The following is a 24,078-nucleotide window of genomic DNA, read 5'->3' as shown; positions in this document are numbered from 1 at the left end:
TCGCGGAGTTGTTCCGTCGGAACGCCGTCGATGCCCGGAGCCCCTTTATTTGCTTCCACCCGTTTGAGGGCAGTGATTAAGTTGTTCCGTGACAGAATCGTCTCCAACAGCGCCATCGAGATCTCTTTCCCTCCGCGGGATGGGGTTCAAGTCTTGCCGGGCAATGCTCAGCCCTCTATCCAAGGCCCTCCGGGCTTCACCCATCTTTCCTTGAAAGAGTTCCGTCAGGAATTCTGCTTCAGCGCATTGCGTCTCGAAAGAGTTTGATCCATCCCTGAATTGACGTTCAGCCCTTCCCTTTTCAGGCGTCCCTTACTCAGGTACTATGGCCTCTGCTGACTCCTGTACGTTCAGCAAAACCTCTCGATTTTGGTTGCCATCCTTAGAAGGCGTATCGTACAGGCCTCCCCGGATAAGAGTGCGGACTTTCCACTCATGTACCTGCCCAATATACCGCCACAGCCCTTGGCGGCTTAGGACTTCATCTTGTTATGCAGACTCATCCGACTGTGACAGCCTCAAATTGGGTTCGTGTCCCTCAGGTCGAGTGTTTGCCTCCGGCTTCCTTCAGATTCCGCCTCACGGCGGACACCCTTGCCTTCAGCTAACGGTAGGCGCTCGCCAGCCCCCGTTCAGGACTTTCACCCTATAGCACCGCACCCATGCCGGGCGTACAGAAAAAGGCCAGCCCTTTTCAAAAAGGCTGGCCGAGAATCGCTCGATATCCGTTTATGGCGTCGGCTCATTTTTCGCCGAAAGCAAACATGATCTCCGCTTCGCATACCAATTCGCCGTCAACCGTGGCGACGCCTTTGCCCTTTCCGATTTTCCCGCGGAAACGGGTGATTTCAACTTCAAGGCGAAGCTGATCGCCCGGGCGGACTTGCCGTTTGAAGCGGCAGTTGTCGATGCCGGCCAAAAAGGCGAGCCGGCCGCGGTTTTCTTCCGTTTTCAGCATCGTCACCCCGCCGACCTGGGCCAGCGCTTCGACGATGAGAACGCCCGGCATGACGGCGTATTGCGGAAAATGTCCGTTAAAAAACTCTTCATTCGCCGTGACGTTTTTTATGCCGACAGCGCGTCGGCCGACTTCCAGCTCGAGAATCCGGTCGACGAGCAAAAACGGATAGCGATGCGGGAGAATTTCTTTGATTTCTTCCAGGGTCAACATGCTCCATTCCGCCTTTCATCAATTCCCATGCTTTCAAACGTTCGTTTACATACACTTTTTTCGTCCAGTCGATTTATTTTTTGCTCTGCGGCGATCCCACAGCATGCGTCGTGCAGCTCCTATTTCCGACCAACCGATCAGCCATTTCTCACTTTCGGGATCGCCGTTCGGATTCGTGTTCCGTTTTAATGCTTTTCCCGTTTGCTTGCGCCAATACCGCCGCGATCGCAAAACAACCTTGCGGTAAGCCCCGATCCGCGCCACGGGAAGAACGCGGGTAATCATGGGCTTCAACCGGCAAAGGCAAAAGGGAAAAGCCTGCAGTAAAAAGAAGAATAGATCCTCCTGCGGAGCGCCATTAAAAGCATATCCCAAAAGCCGGAGGATTATTAAAAGAAAAATGCGGGGACGATTCGCCCTCGCTCATTGGTCTTTGTAAATGATGTCCCGAATATGCGTCCATGTCGCGGGACGGAAAACATCGGTGGGATGGCCGTCGCCGAGCACGCCGTAACCGATCATCGCCCCGCCGACGAATCCGACGATACATAAAACGATCCAGATGACGAGCCGGAGCCAGATCGGAAACACACGGCCCTTCGCACGTCTTCGCGCCGTGCGCGAGGACGTTTCTTCATCGCCGCTCCGTTGGGCCTTACGTGCGGTCTCCGCCTGACGTTCGCGTTCCTTGGCAAGTTGCCGCCGTTGTTCGCGCGTGGCAACCCGCTCGGATTTGGCTTCGTCGGCGCCGTTTCCGCTCCGTCCACTCGTTCTTTCCCTTTGATGCGGCGGTTCCGGCAGCGGTTCCACGTCCCGCTTGCGGCCGGATGCCTGTTGCCGATGCGCTTTTTGTCGATCCGCCGTTTTTTCCCGCTCATCGTCCGCTGCGCGGGCGCCATCCGATCGAGGCAAATCGCTGGGATTTTCTCCGTCTTTTAATTGATTCGGAAGTTCTGCTTCTTTTCCGTTGCGGCGGCCGGTTTGAATCCGTTCACCGTCTTCGCGCCGTTCGTTTTCCCGGTGTTGCGACCGTTCCACAATTTCCTCTCCCTTTGTAGCACGATGGCTCTTGCCGGCGGTTTCGCCTTGAAGGAAAGCGTCGGGTTTTTGGTCGGGCGATGCGGCCGCGCCGCCGCCGGTGCCATCCGGCTGTTCCGACCGCCTTTGCGGCGAACGGCGCTCTTTTATATCCGCATGCGCCGGCGAAAGATGGGTTTCCGCGCCGTCCACCCGCGCCGTGTCATCCTGTCCGTTCCGTGTCCCTGTGACATCCGCTTTTTCATGACCAGGCAACAGATCGGGCGCTTTCCTTTCCATGTCAAAGGTGCGGCCGTCCGCGGGTGCGATGCCATCTCGCGCATCGGGGACGTGCCCGTTGCCTTCATTGTTCCGCGGCAACAGGCGTTCGCCATCTTCGGAAAGGCCGGGCGTTTCCCCCTCAACAGCAGAGGACGTGTCGCGATCCCTTCGCCCGTTCTCGCGCTCATCTTCAAAAAACGTCGTCATCGGCTCCGCTCCAGTCCGTTTCTTTCCAAAAAGCCGCGGCCGCGCCGGGCAATGGACCAATTTCCAACAATCATACCCTTCAATTCAGCAAATCGCAGCTGCCGCCAACGCCCCAAAGGTATCCCGACGTCTCAAGGGGTTCCGTTTACCTTAAATTGTTGATGAGGGCGAGCATGTCGTCGGCCACGCTGAGCGACCGGGCATTAAATTCATACGACCGCTCCAACGTCATCATCTTCGTCATTTCTTCGGAAAGATCGACATTCGACGATTCCAAAGCCCTTTGTTGGACGACCGGTTGATTCGCGATGTTCGGACCGATGACGTCCCCGACGACCAAACCGAGCGCTTGCAAATCAGGCAATACAAACACGTTGTTGCCTTGCGCTTTAAGGAGCTGCGGCCGCAAAATCTGGACGATGCCGAGCCTTCCGACGGCCACGTTTTGGCCGCCCCGCGTTTTATAAGAAATCTCGCCCGTCGGGTCGACGTGGATTTCGGCATAGTCTCCGGGGATGCGGATGCGGTTACCGTTTTCATCCAAAACAAATTGGCCGCTCGCCGTGACGAGATTCAAAAAGCGCGGATTGTTCGCGTCGGGTTGGAGGTAAAAAGCGCCATCGCGCGTAAAGCCGGTTGTCGTTGTGGCCAGCCCTTCTTGTCCCGTCGTGCTGACCGTGAAAAACAGGTCGGGTTGTGTGAGTGCAAAGTCGAGGGCCCGGCCCGTCGTACGGATCGATCCTTGATCCATTTTCAACCGGGTGTCCGCGACGCGGGCGCCGGTCCCCAAGCGAATGCCGAGCGGGCTGAGGCGGCCGAGATTGACGGTCTCGTCCGGTTGCCGGGTCATATTTTGCGCAAGCAGGCTGGAAAACGTGGCGCTCCGGCTCTTATAACCGTTCGTGTTTAAGTTGGCCAAATTGTTGGCGATCAAATCCAATCCTTGTTGGAGCTGGTTCATGGTCACCGCGGCGGTCATCATTGAGCGATCCATGCTGATCGGCCCTCCTTATGTCAAACCTCTCTAACATCCATTCCGAGGCAAACTTCACGGAATGGCCATTTCAAGAAAAGGTTGGGTCCCCCAGCGGCTGAGCGCATGCCCTATTGTATACCTGGGTTCCCCGCTTCATGCCCTGCTAACCATGCGGGATTCGTGTCAATGTCTCGACAAATGAACCTCAACCGATCTTTCCGACCTGGTTAACGGCGAGATCCATGGTGTGGTCGATGGTTTTCAACACGCGTTGGTTAGCTTCAAACGTGCGGTAGGCCATCAGCAAGTCCGTCATCGCTTGTTCCTCTTGCACGTTGGATTGCTCCAAAAAGCCTTGCTTCGTCGAATAGGCGATCGCCGGATTGCCGTTGGCCATCGGCAAGACCGCGCCGTTCGCTCCGGCCCGGAATAAATCATTGCCCTCTTTGACCAACTGCGCGGGATCCGCGGCATACGCGATGCCGATCTCTCCGACCATGACGCCGTTCTCATAAATACGCCCGTGGTCGTCCACTTTAAAATCGTTGGTCGCGAGCGTGATCGGCTGCCCGTTTGCGTCCAAGACGAAATAACCGTCCGCCGTCGTCAGCCTCCCGAGCGGGTCGAGGTTAAAATGGCCGTTGCGCGTGTAGCGGATGTCGCCGTTCGGCAAAGCAACCGCAAACAGCAACGTTCCGGTTCTTCCGGAGGCGGGATCGGGAGGAACGTTCGTCGGAACCAAGGCGATGTCGGTGTTTTCACCGGTTTCCTTCAACGGGCCGAGGCTGAAATCGGGCAACCCTTCCTGCAAGTAAACACCGTTGGAAATGCCGCCGATCTGGGCGCCGTCGCCGATCGTTCCGCCGATTTGCTGTAAAAGAACATTGGGAAAGCTGTGGAGGCTTGTCCGATCGGCTTTATAGCCCGGCGTATTGACATTGGCGATATTATTCGTCAGCATTTCCTGGCGCTGCATTTGCGCGAGCATGCCCGCCGCCGCCGTATAAAACCCTCGAATCATGAACACCTCTCCTTTGATCGTATCGAAATTGACGCGAAACCCGCCGTTCACCAAAACGCGGGCGGCCGCTCCTGCGGTTGAACGGTATGTTAAACGATTGATTCGATTGAACCTTAAGAAGCGGGCAAGTCATGTCGTCAAAAACCAAACGGGGCGAGGCAAGCGCATCGGGGCCTTTTGCGGTTTCCATGAAAAAGAGCGCTGCCTCTACAAATCCGGTACAGCCGCAATAAGGGACACAGGGACATGCTTTAAGATCGTCCTCTTGTTCCACGCAAACGGCGCGTGTGGCCGCACCTTTAGCTTTATCCTTGGATGCCGTCCTTTTCGCGCCCGAAAACCCGCCTCAGCTCAACTTGCGCCGGGACAGCTTGTCCAAGTTTTCCAACATCCGGCCGGTTCCTTCGGCGACGCATGTCATCGGGTCGTCGGCGACGACGACCGGCACTTTCAGCTCTTCGGATAGCAGTTGGTCGATGCCGTGCAATAAGGCGCCGCCGCCGGTTAAGATGATGCCGCGGTCGATGATGTCTGCGGAAAGTTCCGGCGGCGTCCGCTCCAACACGTTTTTTGCGGACTGGATGATGTTCGACACCGGTTCCTGTAACGCTTCCATGATTTCTTCGGAAGTGATGGTGAGCGTCTTCGGCAATCCGGTAACCAAGTCACGGCCGCGAATGGACATTTCCTCTTTGCGCGCGCCCGGAAAAACCGTTGCGACGCCGATTTTAATTTCTTCTGCGGTTCGTTCGCCGATGAGCAATTTATACTTCCGTTTAATGTAATTGAGAATTTCGCGGTCGAAGGCATCGCCCGCGATGCGAATCGAGGAGGCGGTGACGATATCGCCCATGGAAAGAACGGCAATATCGGTTGTCCCACCGCCAATATCGATCACCATGTTCCCGCTCGGTTGGAAGATGTCCATTCCGGCCCCAATCGCGGCCACTTTTGGCTCTTCTTCGAGGTAAACCTGTTTTCCACCGCTTTTTTCCGCTGCTTCCCGAATCGCTTTTTGTTCGACGGATGTAATATTGGTCGGCGTGCAGATCAAAATGCGAGGTTTGTTCAAAAACCCTTTGACGTTGATCTTATTGATGAAATATTTGAGCATGATCTCCGTGATTTCAAAGTCGGCAATCACGCCGTCGCGCAGCGGCCGGATGGCGACGATGTTCCCGGGCGTGCGACCGACCATGCGACGGGCTTCTTCTCCGACGGCAAGGGGTCTTTGCGTTTTCGTGTCAATGGCGACGACGGAAGGCTCATTGAGGACGATGCCCCGACCCTTCACGTAAATGAGTACATTGGCCGTGCCCAGATCTATCCCAATGTCCCTTGAAAACATCCAATTTCCTCCCTAAATTTTCCGCTTCTATGCATAATTATTCGACATTATCAACTAAATATTTTAACATATATTTTTTAACCGGGGAGTTGTTTCGGAAAAAAATTTTACATTGAAAACGGAAAGGGACTTTTTCTATATCGCTTGGGATGGCGGGATCGGAAAAAGAGCGGATTGGCTGCGGGGTAATTACTTGACGGCCTGGCTGTTATCGGCGTTTTTGCGGTATTTGAGACGCGTGGCTTCACCGCCGCGAAGATGCCTGACGGATTTGTGGTAATCCAAAACGCTTTTGACTTCGTTTGCGAGTTCGGGATTGATAATGGGCAGTCGTTCGGTCAAATCCTTATGGACCGTGCTTTTTGAAACCCCGAATTCTTTCGCGATCACCCGCACCGTCTTTTTCGTCTCCACGATATGCCTTCCGATCTTGATGGTTCGCTCTTTGATGTAATCGTGCACACCACTCGCCTCCCAAAAAATTAAGACATGCATAATGAGAGAGTTGCAGCGTTCGATATATCCCAGAGCCCTCCCGGCAAGGCGAGACCGTTCCAAAATGCTTTATCCGAAGCCAACGCTCGGCTCGCCCTTTCGGACCCGTTCGATATATGAGCACCGCGGAACCCGCATCGGGTTGTAAGTTTTGTAACATTTTATTAAGCCGTCGAGGGTTATATGCCAAAAAGTCAAGAGGGACAAGGGCTTTTGTTTCTTGTGCGGCAGGCATTCCGCAGCGCTTTATCCAGGGGAGGATGGGCTCCGGGATGGCGCGTCATGCCTTTCCCGCGTAAGGAACGTGGCCGCCTGGCGAATGGATCGCCCAGTGCTTAGGCATGCAATGAGGGCGCGGACGGAAAGCATAACGGAATATAAAAGGGATAAACGGAAAAAACCGTGGAGGGCGTACCATAACGGATGGGCGCGGCCGATTCTTCTTTCAAGCGGTTGCCTATATAAAAAGCGCATTTCGATGCGGTTGCCTCATCATGAAGCGCCGCACTGAAATGCGTGACAAAAGAGAGGTCTATTGGTTGTGAAACGGGGAGCCGGTGAGCGCACTTCCCGCCGGAAATCGCGATCTTGCGCCAATAAATGAAAAAGGACGCCGGAAGCGGGCGTCCGAGGCCTTGTTTGAGTGAGCGGCTAGAGTGGAGCGAATGACGTTTTGCGTAAATTACCAAACGTATGCGGTTCCGACGAGGATCAAAAGGATGAACAAGACAACGATTAAAGCGAAACCGTAGCCATAGCCGTAACCATAACCGTAACTCATAGGTTCCACCACCTTTAACCCCACAGTTTCCCTACATCGTATGTGGGCTTCATAGGCGGTGAAACGGACAGGTGCCCTTGCTGATGCCCTTTCTTCATGCCCCCCTCGCCGAACCGTACCCGCCCAAAATGAAATCGCCATTTCGCCCGAGCGGGAGATGTTTTTATCACAGCGGCCGGACGGCTGACTCGGCCGCGTTTGTGCCCCTTTCGACCGGAATTCGGCGCAATTCGATGATGTTCGCTAAGAGAAAAAACGATCCCCAGGGTCTTACGGAGGATCGTTTCCTGCGCGGCTCGCTACGCTATCGAATGGGCCTTACCCACGCCAAAACCAATGGAAACATTTTTTGCTTTAAACGGTCCCGCGATGGGCGTCGTCCGGCAATCGCCGTCACCTGTGATGACGAACCGTCAACATCTTCGCGGCACCCGACTCGGATCTCGTTTTAAGACGCCATAAAAAAAGCTCCGTATACGAGCGCCGCCATGATGACGATGGCCGGATGCACCTTCACCTTCTCCATCAGCACAAAGCTGATGCCTGCGAGGGCCACCATTTGGATCCAGCCGGACGAACGATAGCTGTCGGCAAAAAAGTCGTAAGCCATCCAGCCGAGAAGCACCGCGATCGTCGGGCGGATAAACATCGTGAGCCGTTTGACTTTGGGTGAATTTCGATATTTATACAAGAGATTCAGCAAGACGATCATCAAAATCAACGAAGGGGCCACCGTCGCCAACAAGGCGATAAAAGCGCCGGTGACGCCGGCGACCTCATATCCGATATAGCCGGCCATCTTTGTGGCAATGGGACCAGGCAGCGCATTGCCCACCGCCAAAACATGGCTGAATTCGGCCAATTTCATCCAATGATAATGGTCAACGACTTCATTTTCAATGAGCGGAATGGAGGCGGGGCCTCCCCCGTATCCCAAAATGCCGGGGATGAAAAAGGCCAGAAAGATATGCCAAAAAAGCATCCCGCCTCACTCCCTTTCATCGTTGGCTATCCCCTGCTGTTTTACGGGCCGGACGAGCACATAGATCAAAATGACCGCGATCAAAATGGCGGGGTGAACGTCGGCGAACACCAACAACACCAGACTCACCGCCGTCAAACCTATGCTTTTTAGCCAACCGAGCGTCTCCTGCGCCTTTTTCAAGAATTCCCAGGCCATGGTCAGGAGCATGACTCCGATGACCGGAACGACGGCGCGCGTCATTCCCTTGACCCACGGTTGATCCTGCAGCGACGTCAAAAACACGAGCAGCACAATCATCAAGAGAACGGTCGGGAGGACGGTCGCCAGCGTGGCAACGAGCATCCCCGCTATTCCGCCCACGCGATAGCCGATATAACCGGCTAACTTCGTGTTGATTGGGCCGGGCAAGGCATTGGAAAGCGCAAGAACATCGCCGAATTCGTCAGCCGTCATCCAATGATATCGGTCCACGGCTTCTTGTTTGATGAGCGGAATCGCCGAAGGGCCTCCGCCGTAACCCAACAAGCCGGACCTCGTAAAAGCCACAAAAAGATCTAAAAGCTTCATCGCGAACCATCTTTCTAGTTGGATTCTCGTCATGCCCGACCGGACATCCGTCCGGCCGGGATGCCGTTCCGACAGACATCCCTCTTCTCATGCGGCCCATCGCTTCCGCCAGGCTCGCACCTACATTATAAGATTACCACACGGCCACGCAGCCGTCTGTGCGGGATTCCGTCCCGCCGCACAACACACCGGTTTCCGAATCCCGCCAAATGATTTGCCCGCGCCCGAAGCTGTTCGGTTCGACGGCGATGCGCACCTCATGCCCTTTTTCCGCAAGAGCCTGAACGATATGATGGGGAAAAGACGGCTCCACTTCCACCGTACGGCCGTTCAGCCATTGCCAGCGCGGGGCGTCGAGCGCCGCCTGCGGATGGAGGCCGAAATCGACCATGTTCATCACCACTTGAAGATGGCCTTGCGGCTGCATGAAGCCGCCCATGACCCCGAACGGGCCGACGGCTTCGCCGTCCTTGGTCAGGAATCCCGGAATGATCGTATGGTACGGGCGTTTCTTCGGCTCCAAGCGGTTCACATGATTTGGATCCAAGGAAAAATTATGGCCGCGGTTATGAAGGGCGATGCCTGTACCCGGAACGACGAGCCCGGAACCGAAGCCCATATAATTGCTTTGAATGAACGAAACCATATTGCCGTCACCGTCGGCGGCGGCCAAATAAACCGTTCCGCCCTTCGGCGGTTCGCCGGGCGCCGGCATCAGCGCGTGGCTTCCGATCAGCCGGCGCCTTTCAGCTGCATAGGCTTCGGAGAGGAACGCTTCGGGAGGATGAATCATGTCTTTCGGATCGCCGATATGTTGCTTTCCATCGCTGAAAGCAAGCTTCAAAGCTTCGATCTGTTTGTGGAACGTTTCAACGGTATCCCTTTCGGCAAACTCAAAGCCTTTTAAAATATTTAATGCGATCAAAGCGACAAGCCCTTGGCCGTTGGGCGGAATTTCCCAAACATCATAGCCGCGGTAACGGACGGAAATCGGCTCGACCCATTCCGGCTGAAACTCGGCCAAATCCTCTTTTCGGATAAAACCGTTATATTTTTTGGAAAAGGCATCGATTTTTTCGGCAAGCTCGCCGCGATAAAAAGCTTCCCCATTCGTTTCGGCGATCTTCCGCAATGTGGCGGCATGGTCGGGCGACGCCCAAACTTCGCCCGCTTCGGGGGCGCGGCCCTTGGGCGCGAACGTTTCGAACCAATGGGCAAACGCCTCGCCTTTTAAATTTTCCTTGAATTTTTGATAGGCGCGTTTCCAGAAACGTGCCAAAACCGGATTGAGCGGATAACCTTCTTCCGCATAGCGGATCGCCGGCGCTAGCGTCTCGGTGAGCGGCAGCCGTCCGAAGCGGCGGGCACAAGCCGCCCAGGCCGCCGGAGCGCCCGGAACGGTCACCGGCTCAAACCCGGTTTCGGGCATGGACTTCAGCCCCCGCTCCTTCAAGGCAGCGATCGACAGCAATGCCGGCGCCGGGCCGCTCGCATTTAAACCGTAAAGCCGGCCATTCATCCAAATCAAAGCGAAGGCATCGCCGCCAATGCCGTTCGAAGTCGGTTCGACCACGGTTAAACAAGCGGCCGTCGCAATGGCGGCATCGACGGCATTGCCGCCTTTGCGAAGGATTTCCAATCCCGCTTGGGCGGCAAGCGGCTGGGATGTCGCCACCATACCGTTTTTCGCAAATACGGGCTTCCGTTTCGATGCATAAGGGTGGTAATCAGCCTTGAAAGGAAACACGGCTTCTCTCCTCTCATATCGCATGTGAATTTCGCCTAAAGGTGACCTGAGGAAAGGATCCATCCTTCATTCGGATCAAGCAAAATGACAGGCGACGTAATGGCCGTCCCCGACCTTGTGCCATTCCGGCTTTCTTTCGGCGCACACCTTTTGCGCAATGGGGCAGCGCGTATGGAACGGGCAGCCGCTCGGCACGGCCAATGGGCTCGGCACGTCGCCCTTTAAAATGATGCGTTCGCGCTTTTCCTCGCCCATCTTCGGGATGGCGGAAAGCAAAGCTTGCGTATAAGGATGGCGCGGTTGCGCATATAAATCATGCTTATTCGCCATTTCCACGATCTTGCCCAAATACATCACGATTACGCGATCACTGATGTGTTTGACGACGGATAAATCATGGGAAATGAAAAGATAAGTCAAATGGCGTTCCTGTTTCAATTTCCGCAAAAGGTTCAAGATCTGCGCCTGCACCGAAACGTCCAACGCGGAGACGGCTTCGTCGCAGACGATCAATTTCGGCTGAACGGCCAATGCTCTGGCAATGCTGATGCGCTGCCTTTGCCCGCCGCTGAATTCATGGGGATAGCGATCGGCATGTTCGGGTTTCATGCCGACATCGACGAGCAGTTCGCGCACATAATTTGCGACTTCATGTTTCGGAACGATGCGGTGCGTCCGGACGATTTCGCCGAGCATGGCGCCGACCGTCATGCGCGGATTCAATGAGCCGTATGGATCTTGAAAGACCATTTGCATCTCTTTTCTCAACTTCCGCCGCTCACGGCCTTTTAACGTGGAAAGGTCCTTGCCGTTGAATGTGACTTGGCCGGCGGTCGGAGGCTGTAAGTAGAGGATCGCCCGCCCCATCGTCGACTTTCCGCAACCGGATTCCCCGACGACGCCGAGGGTTTCGCCTTCATAGACTTCAAAAGAGACATCGTCAACGGCTTTGACCGTATGTTTCCGACTCACGGGAAAATATTTTTTTAATCCTTTCACTTCCAATATCGATTCAGAGTTTGATCGTTTCTCCGGTTGCATGCTCCTGGCCACCTCCCGCCCATTCGTTTGTGTACATCCAGCAGCTCACGCGATGCGCTTCATCGCCGTACAGCCCCGGAGCTTTCGTCCGGCACAGTTCGGTCGCAAACGGACACCGCGTCGAGAACCGGCATCCCGTCGGCATGTCTTCAGGAGCCGGTACATTACCGGGAATGATCGGAAGTTCATCGACTTCTTTGTCCAGGCGCGGCATCGAGGCGATCAAGCCTTGGGTGTAAGGGTGGCGCGGGTTTTGAAACAACCGTTTGGTGTCCGTCGTTTCCACCACTTTTCCGGCGTACATGACGATCACTTTATCCGCCATTTCCGAAACGACGCCGAGATCGTGGGTGATCATCAAAATCGCCATGCCGAACCGTTTTTTCAACTCATTCATCTGTTCAAGGATCTGCGCCTGAATCGTCACATCCAAGGCCGTCGTCGGTTCATCGGCGATGAGCAGTTTGGGCCTGCAGGCGAGAGCCATGGCGATCATCACCCGTTGCCGCATGCCGCCGCTCATCTCATGCGGATAATTTTTGACGCGGGCCTCCGGCGAGGGAATGCCGACGAGCCGCAACAATTCAATCGCCCGATCCCAAGCTTCTTTTTTACTGACCGATTGGTGGATCAGGATGGCTTCCGCCACTTGTTTGCCGATCGTATGAACCGGGTTCAACGATGTCATCGGCTCTTGAAAAATCATGGAGATCTCATTGCCGCGGATGTTGCTCATTTCCTTCGCGGATTTTTTCGTCAAATCCTCGTGATTGTAGATGATTTTCCCGCCCGCGATCCGGCCGCCGGGAGGAAGAAGCCCCATGATTGCCAAAGAGGTCAAGCTTTTTCCGCATCCGGATTCGCCGACGATACAAACGGTCTCCCCCGGCTGAATGTCAAAACTGACGTCATCCAAAATTTTTACGAAGGATTTGCGATTTTTAAATCCGACGTCCAAATGTTCCACTTTCAACAGCGGTTCGCTCAACGATCGCTCCCCTCCTCTCAGCCATGTGTCATTTCAACTTCGGGTCGAGCATATCGCGGACCCCGTCTCCGAATACGTTGATGGACATGACGGCCAGGAAAATAAACAGGCCCGGAAACACCGCAATCCACGGCGCTTGGGTAATATAGCCTTGCCCTTCGGACAACATCGATCCCCAGCTCGGGGTCGGCGGCTGCGTGCCCAATCCCAAAAAGCTCAAGGACGCTTCGGAAATGATCGCCCCCGCCACGCTGAGCGTCGCCTGCACCATGATCGGCGCCCAGGCGTTGGGAAGAATGTGTCTGAGCATGATGCGCCAGTGGCTGATGCCCGCGGCGATCGCCGCTTCGACGTATTCCCTTTCGCGCTGGGCGAGCACTTGACCGCGGACAAGGCGAATGAAATGCGGCGTATAAACGAGGCCGATCGCGAGCATCGCGTTGTTCAAACCCGCCCCGAAAACCGCGGCTAAGGTTAACGCGAGGACGAGCGACGGAAAAGACAACATGGCATCGGTGATTCTCATGATGATGAATTCGTCCCAAAAGCCTCTAAAGTAGCCTGAAATGAGGCCGATCGGCACGCCGATCGCCAACGCGATGGCGACGGATATGATTCCGGCTTTTAAGGAAACGCGCGCGCCGTATATGATGCGGGATAAAACGTCGCGGCCCAAATCATCCGTACCGAACCAATGCTTGGCGCTGGGCCCCTGCAAAATGGCCATATAATCTTGTTTCATCGGGTTGTATGGCGCAAGCCACGGCGCAAAAATCGCTAAGATGACCAAGATGAGCAAAAAGAGGCCGCCGGCCACTCCCAGTTTGTTTTGAAAGAAACGCCCGAGCGCCTTTTTCAGCGAGCGTAGGCGCGGGGAGCTTTCCAGCCGGTTTGGATACGGCGCCGCCGTTTGCGCATTCGTCTGACTCATCCCTTCGACACCTCACCCAACTTAATCCGCGGATCAATGATGGAATAGGCGATATCCACCAGGAAGTTAATGACGACCACCATAAACGCCATGAACAGGACGCAAGCCTGAACGACCGGAAAATCGCGCGTCAAGATGGCGTTGACGACGAGTTGGCCGATCCCGGGAATACCGAAAATGGTTTCCGTAATGACCGAACCTCCGAAGAAGGCAGCCAGCTGCAACCCGCCAACCGTGAGGACCGGGACGAGCGCATTTTTTAAAGCGTGCCCGATGACGACGGCCCTTTCCAGCAAGCCTTTGGCATAAGCCGTACGAATATAATCGGACTGCAACACATCGAGCAAACTGGAGCGCAACATCCTCGTCAATTCGGCCGCCAAGTGCGTTCCTAAAGTGATCGCCGGCAAAATCATCAACGCGATGCTTTTGCCGAAATTTTCGCTGAGCGGCACATAACCCGAAGGCGGGAACCATTTCAATTTCACCGCAAAAAGATAGATCAGGAGGATTCCGAGCCAAAAAGACGGCAAGGAAATGCCGGAAAGAGCAAAGAAAGTGCCGAGATAATCGGATAAACGGCCGCGGCGAGTGGCGCTCAAAATGCCCACGGGCAAGGCGATCAGGATGGCCACGACGAAGGAAAAAAAGGTCAATTCCAACGTCACGGGTATTTTTTGAAGCAAGGTTTTTAAGACCGGTGAATGATCGCGGAGCGAATAACCGAAATCGCCATGAAGAATATTTCCAACCCAATGAAGGTACTGGATGTAAAGCGGATCATTGAGCCCCATTTCTTTTCTCAGCGCCGCCAAAGCTTCGGGCGTCGCTTCTTGCCCCAACATTAAGCGGGCGGGATCCCCGGGCAGCACATTGACAAGACTGAAGATGATCACGCTGACGATAAAAAGGATCACGATCATCAACAGAAACCTTCTTGCTAGATATCTAACCATAATCGAAAATCCTTTCAAAAAGGTTGGTGAAATGAGGGATCAGGGTCTGTGAGACACAGACCCCGACCCGTAACGCCATCACTTGAATTGAAGGTTTTCCGTCCGGATCATGATGTCGGGGACATGGACAAAGCCTTCCACATCGTTTTTCATCGCCTTATAATCTTTGGGATAGTACAAGAAAATGTAGGGCGCGTCGTCCCACAGAATTTTGGAAACGCGGTCATACAATGCTTTGCGCTTTTCTTGATCCAAAGACGTTCTCGCCTCTTGGAGAAGCTTATCGACTTCCGGATTGGAATACTTCATATAGTTTAACGTTCCGTTGGTCGTAAACCAGGCATAGGCATTGCCGTCCGGATCGGTTCTTCCGCTCCATCCCACACGGGCCGCTTGGTAGTCGCCTTCGGCCGTTTGTTCAAGCAACGTCCCGAATTCGACCATTTCGATTTTCACTTTAAACCCGACTTGTTGGAGCATGGACTGAATCATTTGCGCCAGCTGTTTTTCTTGCGGCGACGGCGAGATTTTCAACGTGAACGACACGTTGCTTAAACCGGATTCTTTAAGCAGTTGTTTGGCCTTTGCGACATCCGCTTTCGGAACCTGCAGATCGCTCGGATGCGCCCAGCTCGTTTCCGGGAACGGGCTGGTGGCCGGCACCACGCCGTTGAAGAAGACGACCTTGGCGATCGCGTTCCGATCCAAAGCGATATTGACCGCTTGGCGCACTTTCTTGTTGTCGAACGGCTTCACTTTGGTGTTCAATTGAATGCCTTGGAAGCCGAGCGATTCCGTGCTCGATACCTTGAGGTTTGCCGCACTGTTGGCCCGTTTGATGTCCTTATAGTCAATCGTGTTGACGATATCGACGTCGCCCGAAATCAAATTCGTCAAGCGGGTCGTTCCATCAGGGAACGGTTTATAAACGATGGTTTTGATTTTCGGTTTATTTCCCCAATATTTGTCAAAGCGTTCGACAACAAGATCGCCTTGTTTGACGTGTTTAACAAACTTATAAGGCCCTGTTCCGACGGGATGGTTGGCAAAATCCTTGCCTTCTTTCTTCACGGCGGTCGGGGAAACCATCATCCCGGCCCTATCCGACAAAACCGACAAAAACGGAGCATAGGGTTGTTTTAAATGGATACGGATGGTGTAATCGTCGACCACCGTAATCTTGTCGATCAAATTGATTTCCGACAGCCGCGGAGAACCAAGTTTCGGATCGAGCATGCGCTCAAAATTGAATTTGACCGCCTCGGCATTGAAGGGTGTACCGTCTTGGAAGAGAACGTTTTTGCGCAAGTTGAACGTATACGTTTTTCCGTCATCGGAAATTTTCCAACTCGTCGCCAGTTCCGGCACATAGTTTAAATTCTTGTCGATGTCAACGAGCGTGTTATAGATAGACTGATAGACTTGACGGTCGACGGCGGCCGTTGACATCGCCGGATCCAATTGCGGCGGATCCGCATCCAAGCCGATCACCAGTTTGGATTTATCGGTGCGGGTCGAGGCGGATTGGCCCGACTTCGCATCGCTGGACGAGCCGCCATTCGAAGAGGATTGGCCGCCGCAAGCTGCTAAAAAAGCAAATAAAGCAATGACGACAAATGGCAGGATCGCTTTCCGGAGCGTTTTCATAGTCTCCCCCTACTTAGAATCAATCTGGAATTGGGATTTTTAGGTTCGCCGATGAGGCGCGCCGGATCCCCGACGCCCTGTGCACCGCCTTGGATAAAGGTGATGCACAACGATAAGAGAATGATTTCCTTGACTATTTTGACAATGAACATCGAAAAAAAAGCCGCATCCGCTTGACCGACATCACGCGACTTTCATCCTAACTTTTAATTAGTTATGAAAGCGTTTTCCCTCCCTTTGTAAGCCAAAATTGATAATTTGCTTTACAAATGAAAAATTAATTGTCTTAAATTATAGACGGTTGGTTTTTGGTTGTCAACTCGTTTTATTTTAATTAGACGCTTTTTTCTTTGTTTTTATGGCGGCCGGCCGCCGGTGCGGCAGGCCTTCCGTTTCCGCGGTGAAGCGGCGCTTGATCAAAGCGGATTTATTCCCAAAAACAAAAACACCGCCGGTTGATTCCGGCGGCGGTCATCACTAGAGCTTCAACCCGTTCCGGCTCTTAAAGCGGCGAAGCAGGATGTGGCTTTCCACGCGGGTGATGCCTTCCAATTTGTATATCTCTTCGTTGATAAATTTCTCGAGTTCGTAAAAATCTTCGACCAGAACATGCATATGCAACGTGCTCGGTCCGGTCATCTGGTAACAGCTGACCACGCACGGATGGTTGACGAGCGTTTCGGCCACATTGACCAAATGTTTCGGCTCACAATCGACTTCAAAAAAGGCAGAAACCTTTTTCCCGGCCGCCTCCGAATTCACGATCACGCTAAACCGTTCAATCACGCCTTTTTCGATGAGCTGCTGCACCCGTTCGCGAATCGAGACGCGCGAAAGATTTAACTTCTTGCCGATATCCGCATAGGACATGCGGCCGTTTTCAATGAGGCAGTCCAGTATTTTTCGATCGATTTCATCAATGGCCATAGCGTTCCCCCTTTGCTGACAGCACTCTTCCGTTTCAAACCACGTGTTTCTTGCGCTTCTCGCCATCGGACTGAATTCGGCGTTCCGACGGGATCCGTGTCCCTTTAAGCCGGATCTTACCGAAAATGCGGATGGATCCGGGGGCTATGGTCGACGCAGCCCATACGGCGAAGATGGCGATCCGTCCGTTTATCCTTTCGCACGTGACCGTTATGTCGCATCGGGCATTTGCTTTAAAAATTCCACGACGGCGCGGTCGATCCGTCCGCGCGGCAACTCGCGCTCTTCGAAATTTTCAGTGTGTAAAAACGCCGTCAGCGCTTGGTAAAAAGCGTCGTCGCTTTCGGGCAACGCGTCTTTTTTTATAAAGCCCGTGCGCACGAGTTCACGGGTCAGCTCTTCTTTTAAATCAGCCGTTATCGGCAAAATGTCTTCCTCTTTTGTTTTGGAAAAGTAGAGCTGATGCAATCCGTAGAGGCGGATGAGCTCTTTGATCGGGTCCGGATGGTCATCGACGCGCAAGTCGATGGCGCGGTCATTATAGCCGCCGTACCCGCCTTTTTCACGGACGATCAACAGCGCCGCCGATTGCCGGCCGCGGCGGTCGCCGCCCGCTTGTTGTCCGGCATCGAGCGCAGCGAGCAGGCGTTCGGCAAGCGGCCCCGTCGTTCTTTCAAAGGTTTCGCCCATCGCGAGGACGGTTTCCTTGCCGACGAGAATATTGCCTTGTGCGGCATAATGCGTGCCGGTGATGCCGCCGGCCCACTCGTAACAGTCTTCACCGGTAAACGTCGCGGCGTTTCCGTTCGCGTCAATGATGCCGACTTGACGCATGGCGCGGTCCGGATCCTCTTTGATTAATTTGTCGAGCGCCTCTTCGGCGCTGTATCCTTCCTCCAGCAACGCCAAACCTTTCGGACCATATGACATGTTGGCCAGCGACTGGGTGGCGATCGCGCCCGCCCCCGCTTTCGCAAACGGGACGATCGCTCCGACGCCGAGAAACTTGGACTGCACCGCAACGCCCCATTCTTTTGCGTCCGGATCGTATCCGACTATGGAAAACGTCGCGATCAAATCCTTGGGTATTCGTTTCAATTTCCTATGCCCTCCTTCCTGCTGCCATTTTAAACAATTCGTCGTGCCCCGTTGCTAATCCTGCTTTCCGAATCGAAGGGCCCGCTGGAAGCAGAGCATAGATCCCTGTTTCATCGCATGGATGCCCGACCGTAAACGCGTCTGGCGGCTTCCTTTGCTTCGTTCACGATGGATGCTTAAAGCCGCACCGCCCGCATCGCACGAGGGCGTGTACGGGCGCGACGATTTTTAATTATCCGGATCGCATGGATTTCCGGCCGTCACCACTCGTTCACGGACACGCAAAATCCGCTTTCCATCGGACCGGAGGAGACAAATGCACAAAAAAAACCGCCGGATGTATCCGGCAGGTCGATGAAACGTTGGTATAAAGGGTTAAGGAGCCGTGTCGGCGCCTTCACCGCCATCGAGGGAAGTTCCGCTGTCCGTAGAGGACGTATCATCATGGGAACCGCCCGAAGTTCCTTGGTCCGTGCTGTCTTGGTTCGTCTTGTTTTGATCCCTGTTGTCATTGTTCGAACCGTCGTTGTTTTTCGCGCCGTTGTCGTTCCGTGTGTCGTCACCGGATCCGCTTTTTTCGCCGGTCGCTTTGTTGTTCGCTTTCGTCACTTTATCAAGGCTCGCGACGGTTTTTTGGAAGTAAGCGACCGGATCGACGGCGACGCCGTCCTTGCGGATTTCAAAATGCAAGTGGACGCCCAAATCCTTCATGAACTTGTTTTCACCGGCGGTGCCGATGACGTCGCCTTGAGAGACGGTCTGCCCTTTTTCGACCGCGATCGAGCCCAGGCTGTCATAAACCGTGTTTACGCCGTCTTTATGTTGGATTTCGACGACATAGCCGAGCAGATCATCCTTTTCGGCCCGAACGACTTTACCGCTCACGGACGCCGTCACGTCAAAGCTTTTGCCGTCTTTCGCCACGATGCAAATGCCTTTGTTCGGGACATAAGTATTATTGTAATTGACGAGAGCGGCTTCTTGTTCTTTTTCGTCGGCGTTGACATCGTAAAACGGCATGGCGATCTCGACGCTATCCTTGTCCAATACCGGCCATTGGAAAACTTCCTTGGCGCCGGTGACCGGGATCGCTTCCTTGTCTTTTTGGTTGAGCGCCGTTTTGCCGTGCTCATTGGCGTTCGGCTTTCGGTCGTTCAAGCTGTGCTGAATCAAAAAAGCGGCGGCCAAAACAATCGCGACGGCCGACAGGTAGACAGCCGGATAAAACCAACGTTTACGGGTGAGCTTCCGCAGTCTGGTAATCTTGACTTCTTGCGGTGTCTTCTTTTCATCTGACATGTCCATCACCTCAGAAACCATTCTGATCAGTTTCTTGAGGTTCTATACATGCAAATAAAAAAATTCTTATTATTTTTGGTGCCGCACAGCCGCCGCTCGTGCATCCATCGTCTTTCCGTCGCGTCGACCTTCCTTTGATCCGGGATCAATAAATAAAACATCCCAGCCAACGATGGCATCACAACGGCCAACGGGGGCTTTACGTCTTAAGGACAAACGGAAGCGGCATCCATAAGCCATAGCGTTTGTTGTGCGATAAAAAAAGACGAGCGGATCGAAGCCGCTCGTCATCGGCAGGTACCCGGCAAATGAAAGCCGCCAAACGGCCATCGCCCCATGCGGGCCATGTTCATCCATGAACTCCAACCCGCCGGTGATTCCGCCATCGCCGGGAAAGACGGAAGCGGTGATTTCTGACGAATGAAGGCGCGCCGCCTCAAAGCCCCTCGCCTTTTTTTCATGAGCGCCTTATTTTTTCTTCAACTCTTTGAGAAAAGGCGACACGTCCGAAACGGCGACCCCTTTATAAAAGTATTTGACGATCGCCTTATAATCTTTGCCTTCCTCCGCCATGCCGTTCGCGCCGTACTGGCTCATGCCGACGCCGTGCCCGTAGCCTTTTGTCGTCACAAGGACTTCACTGCCTTGGCGAACCATGGAAAAATCCGTTGACCGCAAATTCAAGCTTTCCCGGATTTCCCGGCCGGTAAATATTTTCCCGCCGATCTTGAAAGACGCGACCCGCTTGCCGGCCGTGCGCTTTATGACCGAACCGACGGGACCGTCGGTTTTCGGCAATCGGATGTTCAGCGCCTTTTCCACGGCCTGGACGGAAAGAGCGACGGTTTTTTTATATTTTGGCGATTTTAAGTCCCAAGGGCTTTTGACGGATTTTAAATAGGGATAAGAATATTTCCAGTAATCTTCGGCGTTTTCGGTATACCCGTTGCTCGTCGAAAAAAAGGACGGGGAGATGAGCTGGCCATCATATGTCAGCACCTGTCCGGCCGTCGCGTCGACCGCCTTTTCTATCTTTTTAATCTTCCAGCCGTAATCCGCTCCCCATGCCTTTTTTAACTCCGTCCGGCTCTTGAAGACTTGATTCGTCGGTGTGTCCGAAACGATCGGGTCGTTATTGTCGCGTTCGCCTTTATCCAGAAGGATTTTAACGATGTAAGTGCGCGCGGCGAGAGCCTGGGCTTTCAGCGCTTCGCTTTGAAACTCGGCGGGCATCTCGCTGGCGACAACCCCTATCAAATAATCGCGCAACGATAAGGTCTGAACTTTGTTCGTCTCGTGGCGCGACACGGTCACCGCAACCGCCGGATCGGTCGCTTTCGCCGCCGGGGCACGGGCCTGCACGGCCACGCCCTCGCTTTCTTTTGGATCGGTAAAAGGGAGGACGATGAGCGCCGGAATGGCGAAAATCATTGTAATGAAAATGCCGATGATAATGAGGGGGGTGCGTTTCATTGTGCGATCCTCCAAATCCATTTTTTTAATAGATTATGAGAACGGATCGGCTTTTAGAACCGCACCCTCCGCTGTTTCCGAGAAACGGCGCCTGCGCGGTCTGTCGTTTCCCGCGCTTTTGAATGATAGAGCAACCCAGGCGCCCGACACGGATGAACCGGGATCAGCATGCGCAAAGCCGCCTATCCGCATCGGCCGCCACCCTGTGCACGACAAAGAGTGAAAAATCAAGCGCGCGATTCATAATAAAGCGCGTTGGCGGCGAAGAACAAGGCATCCAAATCCGTAGCCCATTCGCACGGATTCAACGGTTCTATTTCGCGATGATCGGGCATACAATGGGGTACATAAAACCGCTGGGGGAAAATGGGGAGCGAAAGCGTAGAGAATAACGCGCGTGCCGACAATGAGGCGAATGTCTCATTGCCGGCACGCGCAAAGGGCCAAACAAGTGAAATGGCGTTGGAGCAAGGCGCTTGCCTTGTCTTACGCAAGAACGATGCCGTCATGTGCTCTGCACACAACACGGATGTAAGAAGACCATATACCGCTTATGCAAATTTTGGTTTCATGTTCAGCTTGGACGTCGATTGTTTGGAGGCTGTGGCTTCTTCCTCTTCCTCGACGTCGACCCGTTCGATGTCGGCGCCGAGCGCTTTCAATTTGCCGGCGAGGTCGACGTAGCCCCGATCGATGTGGTGCAGGTCGGTGACGCGGGTTGTCCCGTTCGCGGCGAGCCCGGCAAGGACCAACGCGGCGCCGGCGCGCAGGTCGGTGGCCGCCACTTCGGCGCCCTGGAGCTTACAGGGACCGTTAATGATCGCCGAACGGCCTCGATCTTAATATCCGCATTCATGCGGCGGAATTCCTCGACATGCATGAACCGGTTTTCAAAAACGGTTTCGGTGATCACCGCCGTCCCTTTGGCCTTTAACAGCAAGGCCATCATTTGCGACTGCAAATCGGTCGGAAAACCGGGGTGCGGCATCGTTTTAATGTCGGCGGGCCGGATGATATCGGGCCCGATGACGCGAATGCCGTTGAGCTGTTGTTCCACAATGATGCCCATTTCCTCAAATTTGGCGATCAACGGGCGCAAATGGTCGGAAACGGCATTCTCGACGAACACGTCTCCCCCGGTGATCGCCGCCGCGATCATATAGGTTCCCGCTTCAATCCGATCGGGAATGATGTCGTGGGATGCCCCTGTCAATTCCTTGACGCCGGTGATCCGGATCGAACTCGTGCCGGCCCCTTTGATTTTGGCCCCCATGGCGTTAAGATAGGTGGCCAAGCAGACGATTTCGGGCTCGCGGGCACAGTTTTCGATCAGCGTTTCACCGTCCGCCAAGACAGCCGCCATCATGATGTTCTCCGTCGCCCCGACGCTCGGAAAGTCGAGGTAAATGTTCGCGCCTTTTAAACGGCCGTTTGTCGTCGCTTCGATGTACCCGTTGCCGATGGTGACTTTGGCGCCCATCGCTTCAAAACCTTTGAGATGTTGATCAATGGGGCGGGATCCGATCGCACACCCCCCCGGCAACGCGATGCGGGCGCGACCGATTCGGGAAAGCAACGGCCCCATCACCAAAAAAGACGCCCGCATTTTCCGCACATATTCAAACGGCGCCTCAGCGTTCAAATCGGCTTGAGCATCGACCGTTATGGCGCTGCCGTCAAATTCCACCTTGGCATTCAGATGTCGGAGCACTTCATTGATCGTATAAACATCCGCCAATGCGGGAACATTATATATTCGGCTTATCCCTTTGCTTGCCAATATCGACGCAGCAATAACGGGCAAAACGGCATTTTTCGCCCCGTCAACTTTAACGGTTCCGCTCAACCGTTTACCGCCTCGTATAATGATCTTTTCCAACACTTTCCCCTCCGGTCCAATTTCATCATACGATATATCTGTTTCTGTACGGGCTGGCCGGAAGCCTATGCTCCGGCGTTACGTTGTCATTAATATTCCGTCGTAATAATGGGTGTGCCAACCGTTACGGTTGTGCTTTGACCCACGGTTCGAAGCCCGATCTGCACATTGATTTTCCGTCCATTGCTTGTGATAAAGTCTTGCCAATGATCAGTATATGCCGAAACGGATTTAAACGTTTTCTCCTCGACTTTTTCCACGATTCGGGCATGAAAAACGGAGAGGATGGCGTTCATCTTTTTTGAAACATTATTCATTTTACCATCGAAATTTCCCGATACACAAGCGAAGAAATTTCCTTTTTGTTGGAACAATGCACGGATGGTGTGACGAATTGATGAAGACTGAGTATTCCATTTATTGGTATCCCACGAGCGACCTTTAACCAAATAAATTAAATACGTTTCATAACCGTTTTTTTTGGGGTATGAAAACAAAATGATGGTTTCGGAAGCCCGGATGGCCGCGAGCTTTTTCGATCCCGAAAGCCGCAGTTCGCCGCCGTCCGAACGAATGCCTTGCCATTGAAAAGAACGGAACGTTTTTTGGAGCTGATGGGCCCGGAGATAAAATTCCGAAGATGTGTCGTCATGCCAAATCGTCCGCCCGTACAGCTGCCACGATTGCGTCGCGGCGCCTTGATCGGACAAAACGCGGACGAGTTCAGGCAGTTTTTCCAACGGGGAAGGCGCATCGGCCTGCGAATGGGCGATCCCGCAAAAAAATAACAGGATGAAAAATAGCACGGTATATATTGCGGTTTTTTTCATTGGACTCCTCTCCTTAATTACAGTTTTACCTGAGAGAGGAGTCACATACGTGGAACTTTGCGTAAATATGGGGCAAAAACCGACAAAAATCGGCGTCATTCAAAAAGATTGGGTAAAATCAGCGAATGATCTAAATAGTTCAGGAAAAATTGGCTGACCAAATAGCTGATCGCAATCGTGAACAAGATGATCAAAACCTTCGCTTGCGGGCTTTTCGGATGCTTAAGCACCCGCTCCCATTGAAAGGCTTGCAGCGCCCACCACGTCACGACCAACATGACGATGTGGACGAAAATATAAACGGCTGCATCCGCGCCGAAATTATACAAAACGCTTCGCTCCTTTCTTCAATGGCATCGAGGCCCTGCGCCGGGGCGATCCCGATGGATCGCGCGGCCGGACAGGGCCGTTG

22 protein-coding genes and 1 pseudogene are annotated in these 24,078 nt (G+C 53.8%); all 23 read right to left on the bottom strand.

The window, feature by feature from the left end; translation table 11 throughout:
- Window positions 1-742 precede the first annotated feature (742 nt).
- The 23 genes and pseudogenes from fabZ to CCB157_RS01785 all read right to left on the bottom strand — a co-directional run bounded on the left by fabZ (window position 743) and on the right by CCB157_RS01785 (window position 23,995).
- A complete protein-coding gene (gene fabZ / locus CCB157_RS01910; protein WP_077614233.1) occupies window positions 743-1,171 on the bottom strand; it encodes a 3-hydroxyacyl-ACP dehydratase FabZ in 429 nt (142 codons plus the stop codon).
- Between the two features lie 423 nt (window positions 1,172-1,594).
- The gene (locus CCB157_RS01905; protein WP_238594555.1) at window positions 1,595-2,677 is read right to left on the bottom strand and encodes a DNA-directed RNA polymerase subunit beta; all 1,083 of its coding nucleotides are present in this window, start codon (window positions 2,675-2,677) and stop codon (window positions 1,595-1,597) included.
- A gap of 145 nt (window positions 2,678-2,822) precedes the next feature.
- A complete protein-coding gene (locus CCB157_RS01900; protein WP_077614232.1) occupies window positions 2,823-3,671 on the bottom strand; it encodes a flagellar hook-basal body protein in 849 nt (282 codons plus the stop codon).
- Between the two features lie 187 nt (window positions 3,672-3,858).
- Window positions 3,859-4,674 (bottom strand): flagellar hook-basal body protein, encoded by an 816-nt coding sequence (locus CCB157_RS01895; RefSeq protein WP_077614245.1) that lies wholly within the window; start codon window positions 4,672-4,674, stop codon window positions 3,859-3,861.
- A gap of 346 nt (window positions 4,675-5,020) precedes the next feature.
- On the bottom strand, window positions 5,021-6,022 hold the full coding sequence (locus CCB157_RS01890) for a rod shape-determining protein (protein ID WP_077614231.1): 1,002 nt from the start codon (window positions 6,020-6,022) through the stop codon (window positions 5,021-5,023).
- Between the two features lie 189 nt (window positions 6,023-6,211).
- The gene (gene spoIIID, locus CCB157_RS01885) at window positions 6,212-6,484 is read right to left on the bottom strand and encodes a sporulation transcriptional regulator SpoIIID (RefSeq protein WP_077614230.1); all 273 of its coding nucleotides are present in this window, start codon (window positions 6,482-6,484) and stop codon (window positions 6,212-6,214) included.
- Window positions 6,485-7,199: 715 nt separating this feature from the next.
- A complete protein-coding gene (locus CCB157_RS01875; protein ID WP_077614228.1) occupies window positions 7,200-7,298 on the bottom strand; it encodes a YjcZ family sporulation protein in 99 nt (32 codons plus the stop codon).
- 448 nt (window positions 7,299-7,746) lie between these two features.
- Complete coding sequence (locus CCB157_RS01865) at window positions 7,747-8,280, bottom strand: chromate transporter (RefSeq protein WP_077614226.1); 534 nt, start codon at window positions 8,278-8,280, stop codon at window positions 7,747-7,749.
- A gap of 6 nt (window positions 8,281-8,286) precedes the next feature.
- On the bottom strand, window positions 8,287-8,850 hold the full coding sequence (locus CCB157_RS01860; protein WP_077614225.1) for a chromate transporter: 564 nt from the start codon (window positions 8,848-8,850) through the stop codon (window positions 8,287-8,289).
- A 133-nt stretch (window positions 8,851-8,983) separates the two neighbouring features.
- Complete coding sequence (locus tag CCB157_RS01855) at window positions 8,984-10,621, bottom strand: gamma-glutamyltransferase family protein (RefSeq protein ID WP_077614224.1); 1,638 nt, start codon at window positions 10,619-10,621, stop codon at window positions 8,984-8,986.
- A gap of 51 nt (window positions 10,622-10,672) precedes the next feature.
- Entirely contained in the window at window positions 10,673-11,638 is a 966-nt protein-coding gene (locus tag CCB157_RS01850) for an ABC transporter ATP-binding protein (RefSeq protein WP_077614223.1), read from the bottom strand.
- A complete protein-coding gene (locus CCB157_RS01845; protein ID WP_077614222.1) occupies window positions 11,610-12,626 on the bottom strand; it encodes an ABC transporter ATP-binding protein in 1,017 nt (338 codons plus the stop codon). The genes CCB157_RS01850 and CCB157_RS01845 overlap by 29 nt, the downstream gene beginning before the upstream one ends.
- Before the next feature lie 28 nt (window positions 12,627-12,654).
- Window positions 12,655-13,557, bottom strand: coding sequence for an ABC transporter permease (locus tag CCB157_RS01840; protein ID WP_077614221.1), 903 nt, complete (start codon window positions 13,555-13,557; stop codon window positions 12,655-12,657).
- Entirely contained in the window at window positions 13,554-14,513 is a 960-nt protein-coding gene (nikB, locus tag CCB157_RS01835; protein ID WP_077614220.1) for a nickel ABC transporter permease, read from the bottom strand. Before nikB ends, CCB157_RS01840 begins: the two co-directional genes overlap by 4 nt.
- A 78-nt stretch (window positions 14,514-14,591) precedes the next feature.
- Entirely contained in the window at window positions 14,592-16,160 is a 1,569-nt protein-coding gene (locus CCB157_RS01830) for an ABC transporter substrate-binding protein (protein ID WP_077614219.1), read from the bottom strand.
- A gap of 477 nt (window positions 16,161-16,637) precedes the next feature.
- Window positions 16,638-17,087 carry an Lrp/AsnC family transcriptional regulator gene (locus CCB157_RS01825; protein ID WP_077614218.1) on the bottom strand — a complete coding sequence of 150 codons (450 nt, stop codon included), beginning with the start codon at window positions 17,085-17,087 and terminating at the stop codon, window positions 16,638-16,640.
- A 210-nt stretch (window positions 17,088-17,297) separates the two neighbouring features.
- Window positions 17,298-18,185: a DUF1028 domain-containing protein gene (locus CCB157_RS01820; RefSeq protein WP_077614217.1), complete on the bottom strand. Its 888-nt coding sequence runs from the start codon at window positions 18,183-18,185 to the stop codon at window positions 17,298-17,300.
- A gap of 375 nt (window positions 18,186-18,560) precedes the next feature.
- Window positions 18,561-19,484: a stage II sporulation protein SpoIIQ gene (gene spoIIQ, locus CCB157_RS01815; protein WP_158077168.1), complete on the bottom strand. Its 924-nt coding sequence runs from the start codon at window positions 19,482-19,484 to the stop codon at window positions 18,561-18,563.
- Between the two features lie 69 nt (window positions 19,485-19,553).
- Window positions 19,554-19,850 (bottom strand): hypothetical protein, encoded by a 297-nt coding sequence (locus tag CCB157_RS01810; protein ID WP_143286884.1) that lies wholly within the window; start codon window positions 19,848-19,850, stop codon window positions 19,554-19,556.
- A 102-nt stretch (window positions 19,851-19,952) separates the two neighbouring features.
- Window positions 19,953-20,957, bottom strand: a complete 1,005-nt coding sequence (spoIID, locus tag CCB157_RS01805) for a stage II sporulation protein D (RefSeq protein WP_077614214.1) — start codon at window positions 20,955-20,957, stop codon at window positions 19,953-19,955.
- 551 nt (window positions 20,958-21,508) lie between these two features.
- Window positions 21,509-22,836: pseudogene (murA, locus tag CCB157_RS01795) on the bottom strand (UDP-N-acetylglucosamine 1-carboxyvinyltransferase).
- Between the two features lie 89 nt (window positions 22,837-22,925).
- Window positions 22,926-23,666, bottom strand: coding sequence for a YwmB family TATA-box binding protein (locus CCB157_RS01790; RefSeq protein WP_158077167.1), 741 nt, complete (start codon window positions 23,664-23,666; stop codon window positions 22,926-22,928).
- Window positions 23,667-23,761: 95 nt separating this feature from the next.
- On the bottom strand, window positions 23,762-23,995 hold the full coding sequence (locus tag CCB157_RS01785) for a DUF1146 family protein (protein WP_238594553.1): 234 nt from the start codon (window positions 23,993-23,995) through the stop codon (window positions 23,762-23,764).
- Window positions 23,996-24,078 lie beyond the last annotated feature (83 nt).

Origin of the sequence: Caenibacillus caldisaponilyticus (assembly GCF_002003465.1) — a bacterium.
In the GTDB taxonomy this organism is placed as follows: Bacteria; Bacillota; Bacilli; order Bacillales; family Sporolactobacillaceae; genus Caenibacillus; species Caenibacillus caldisaponilyticus.
Note: the sequence above shows the minus strand (reverse complement) of the source record. Positions and strands in the feature narration are given on the sequence as shown.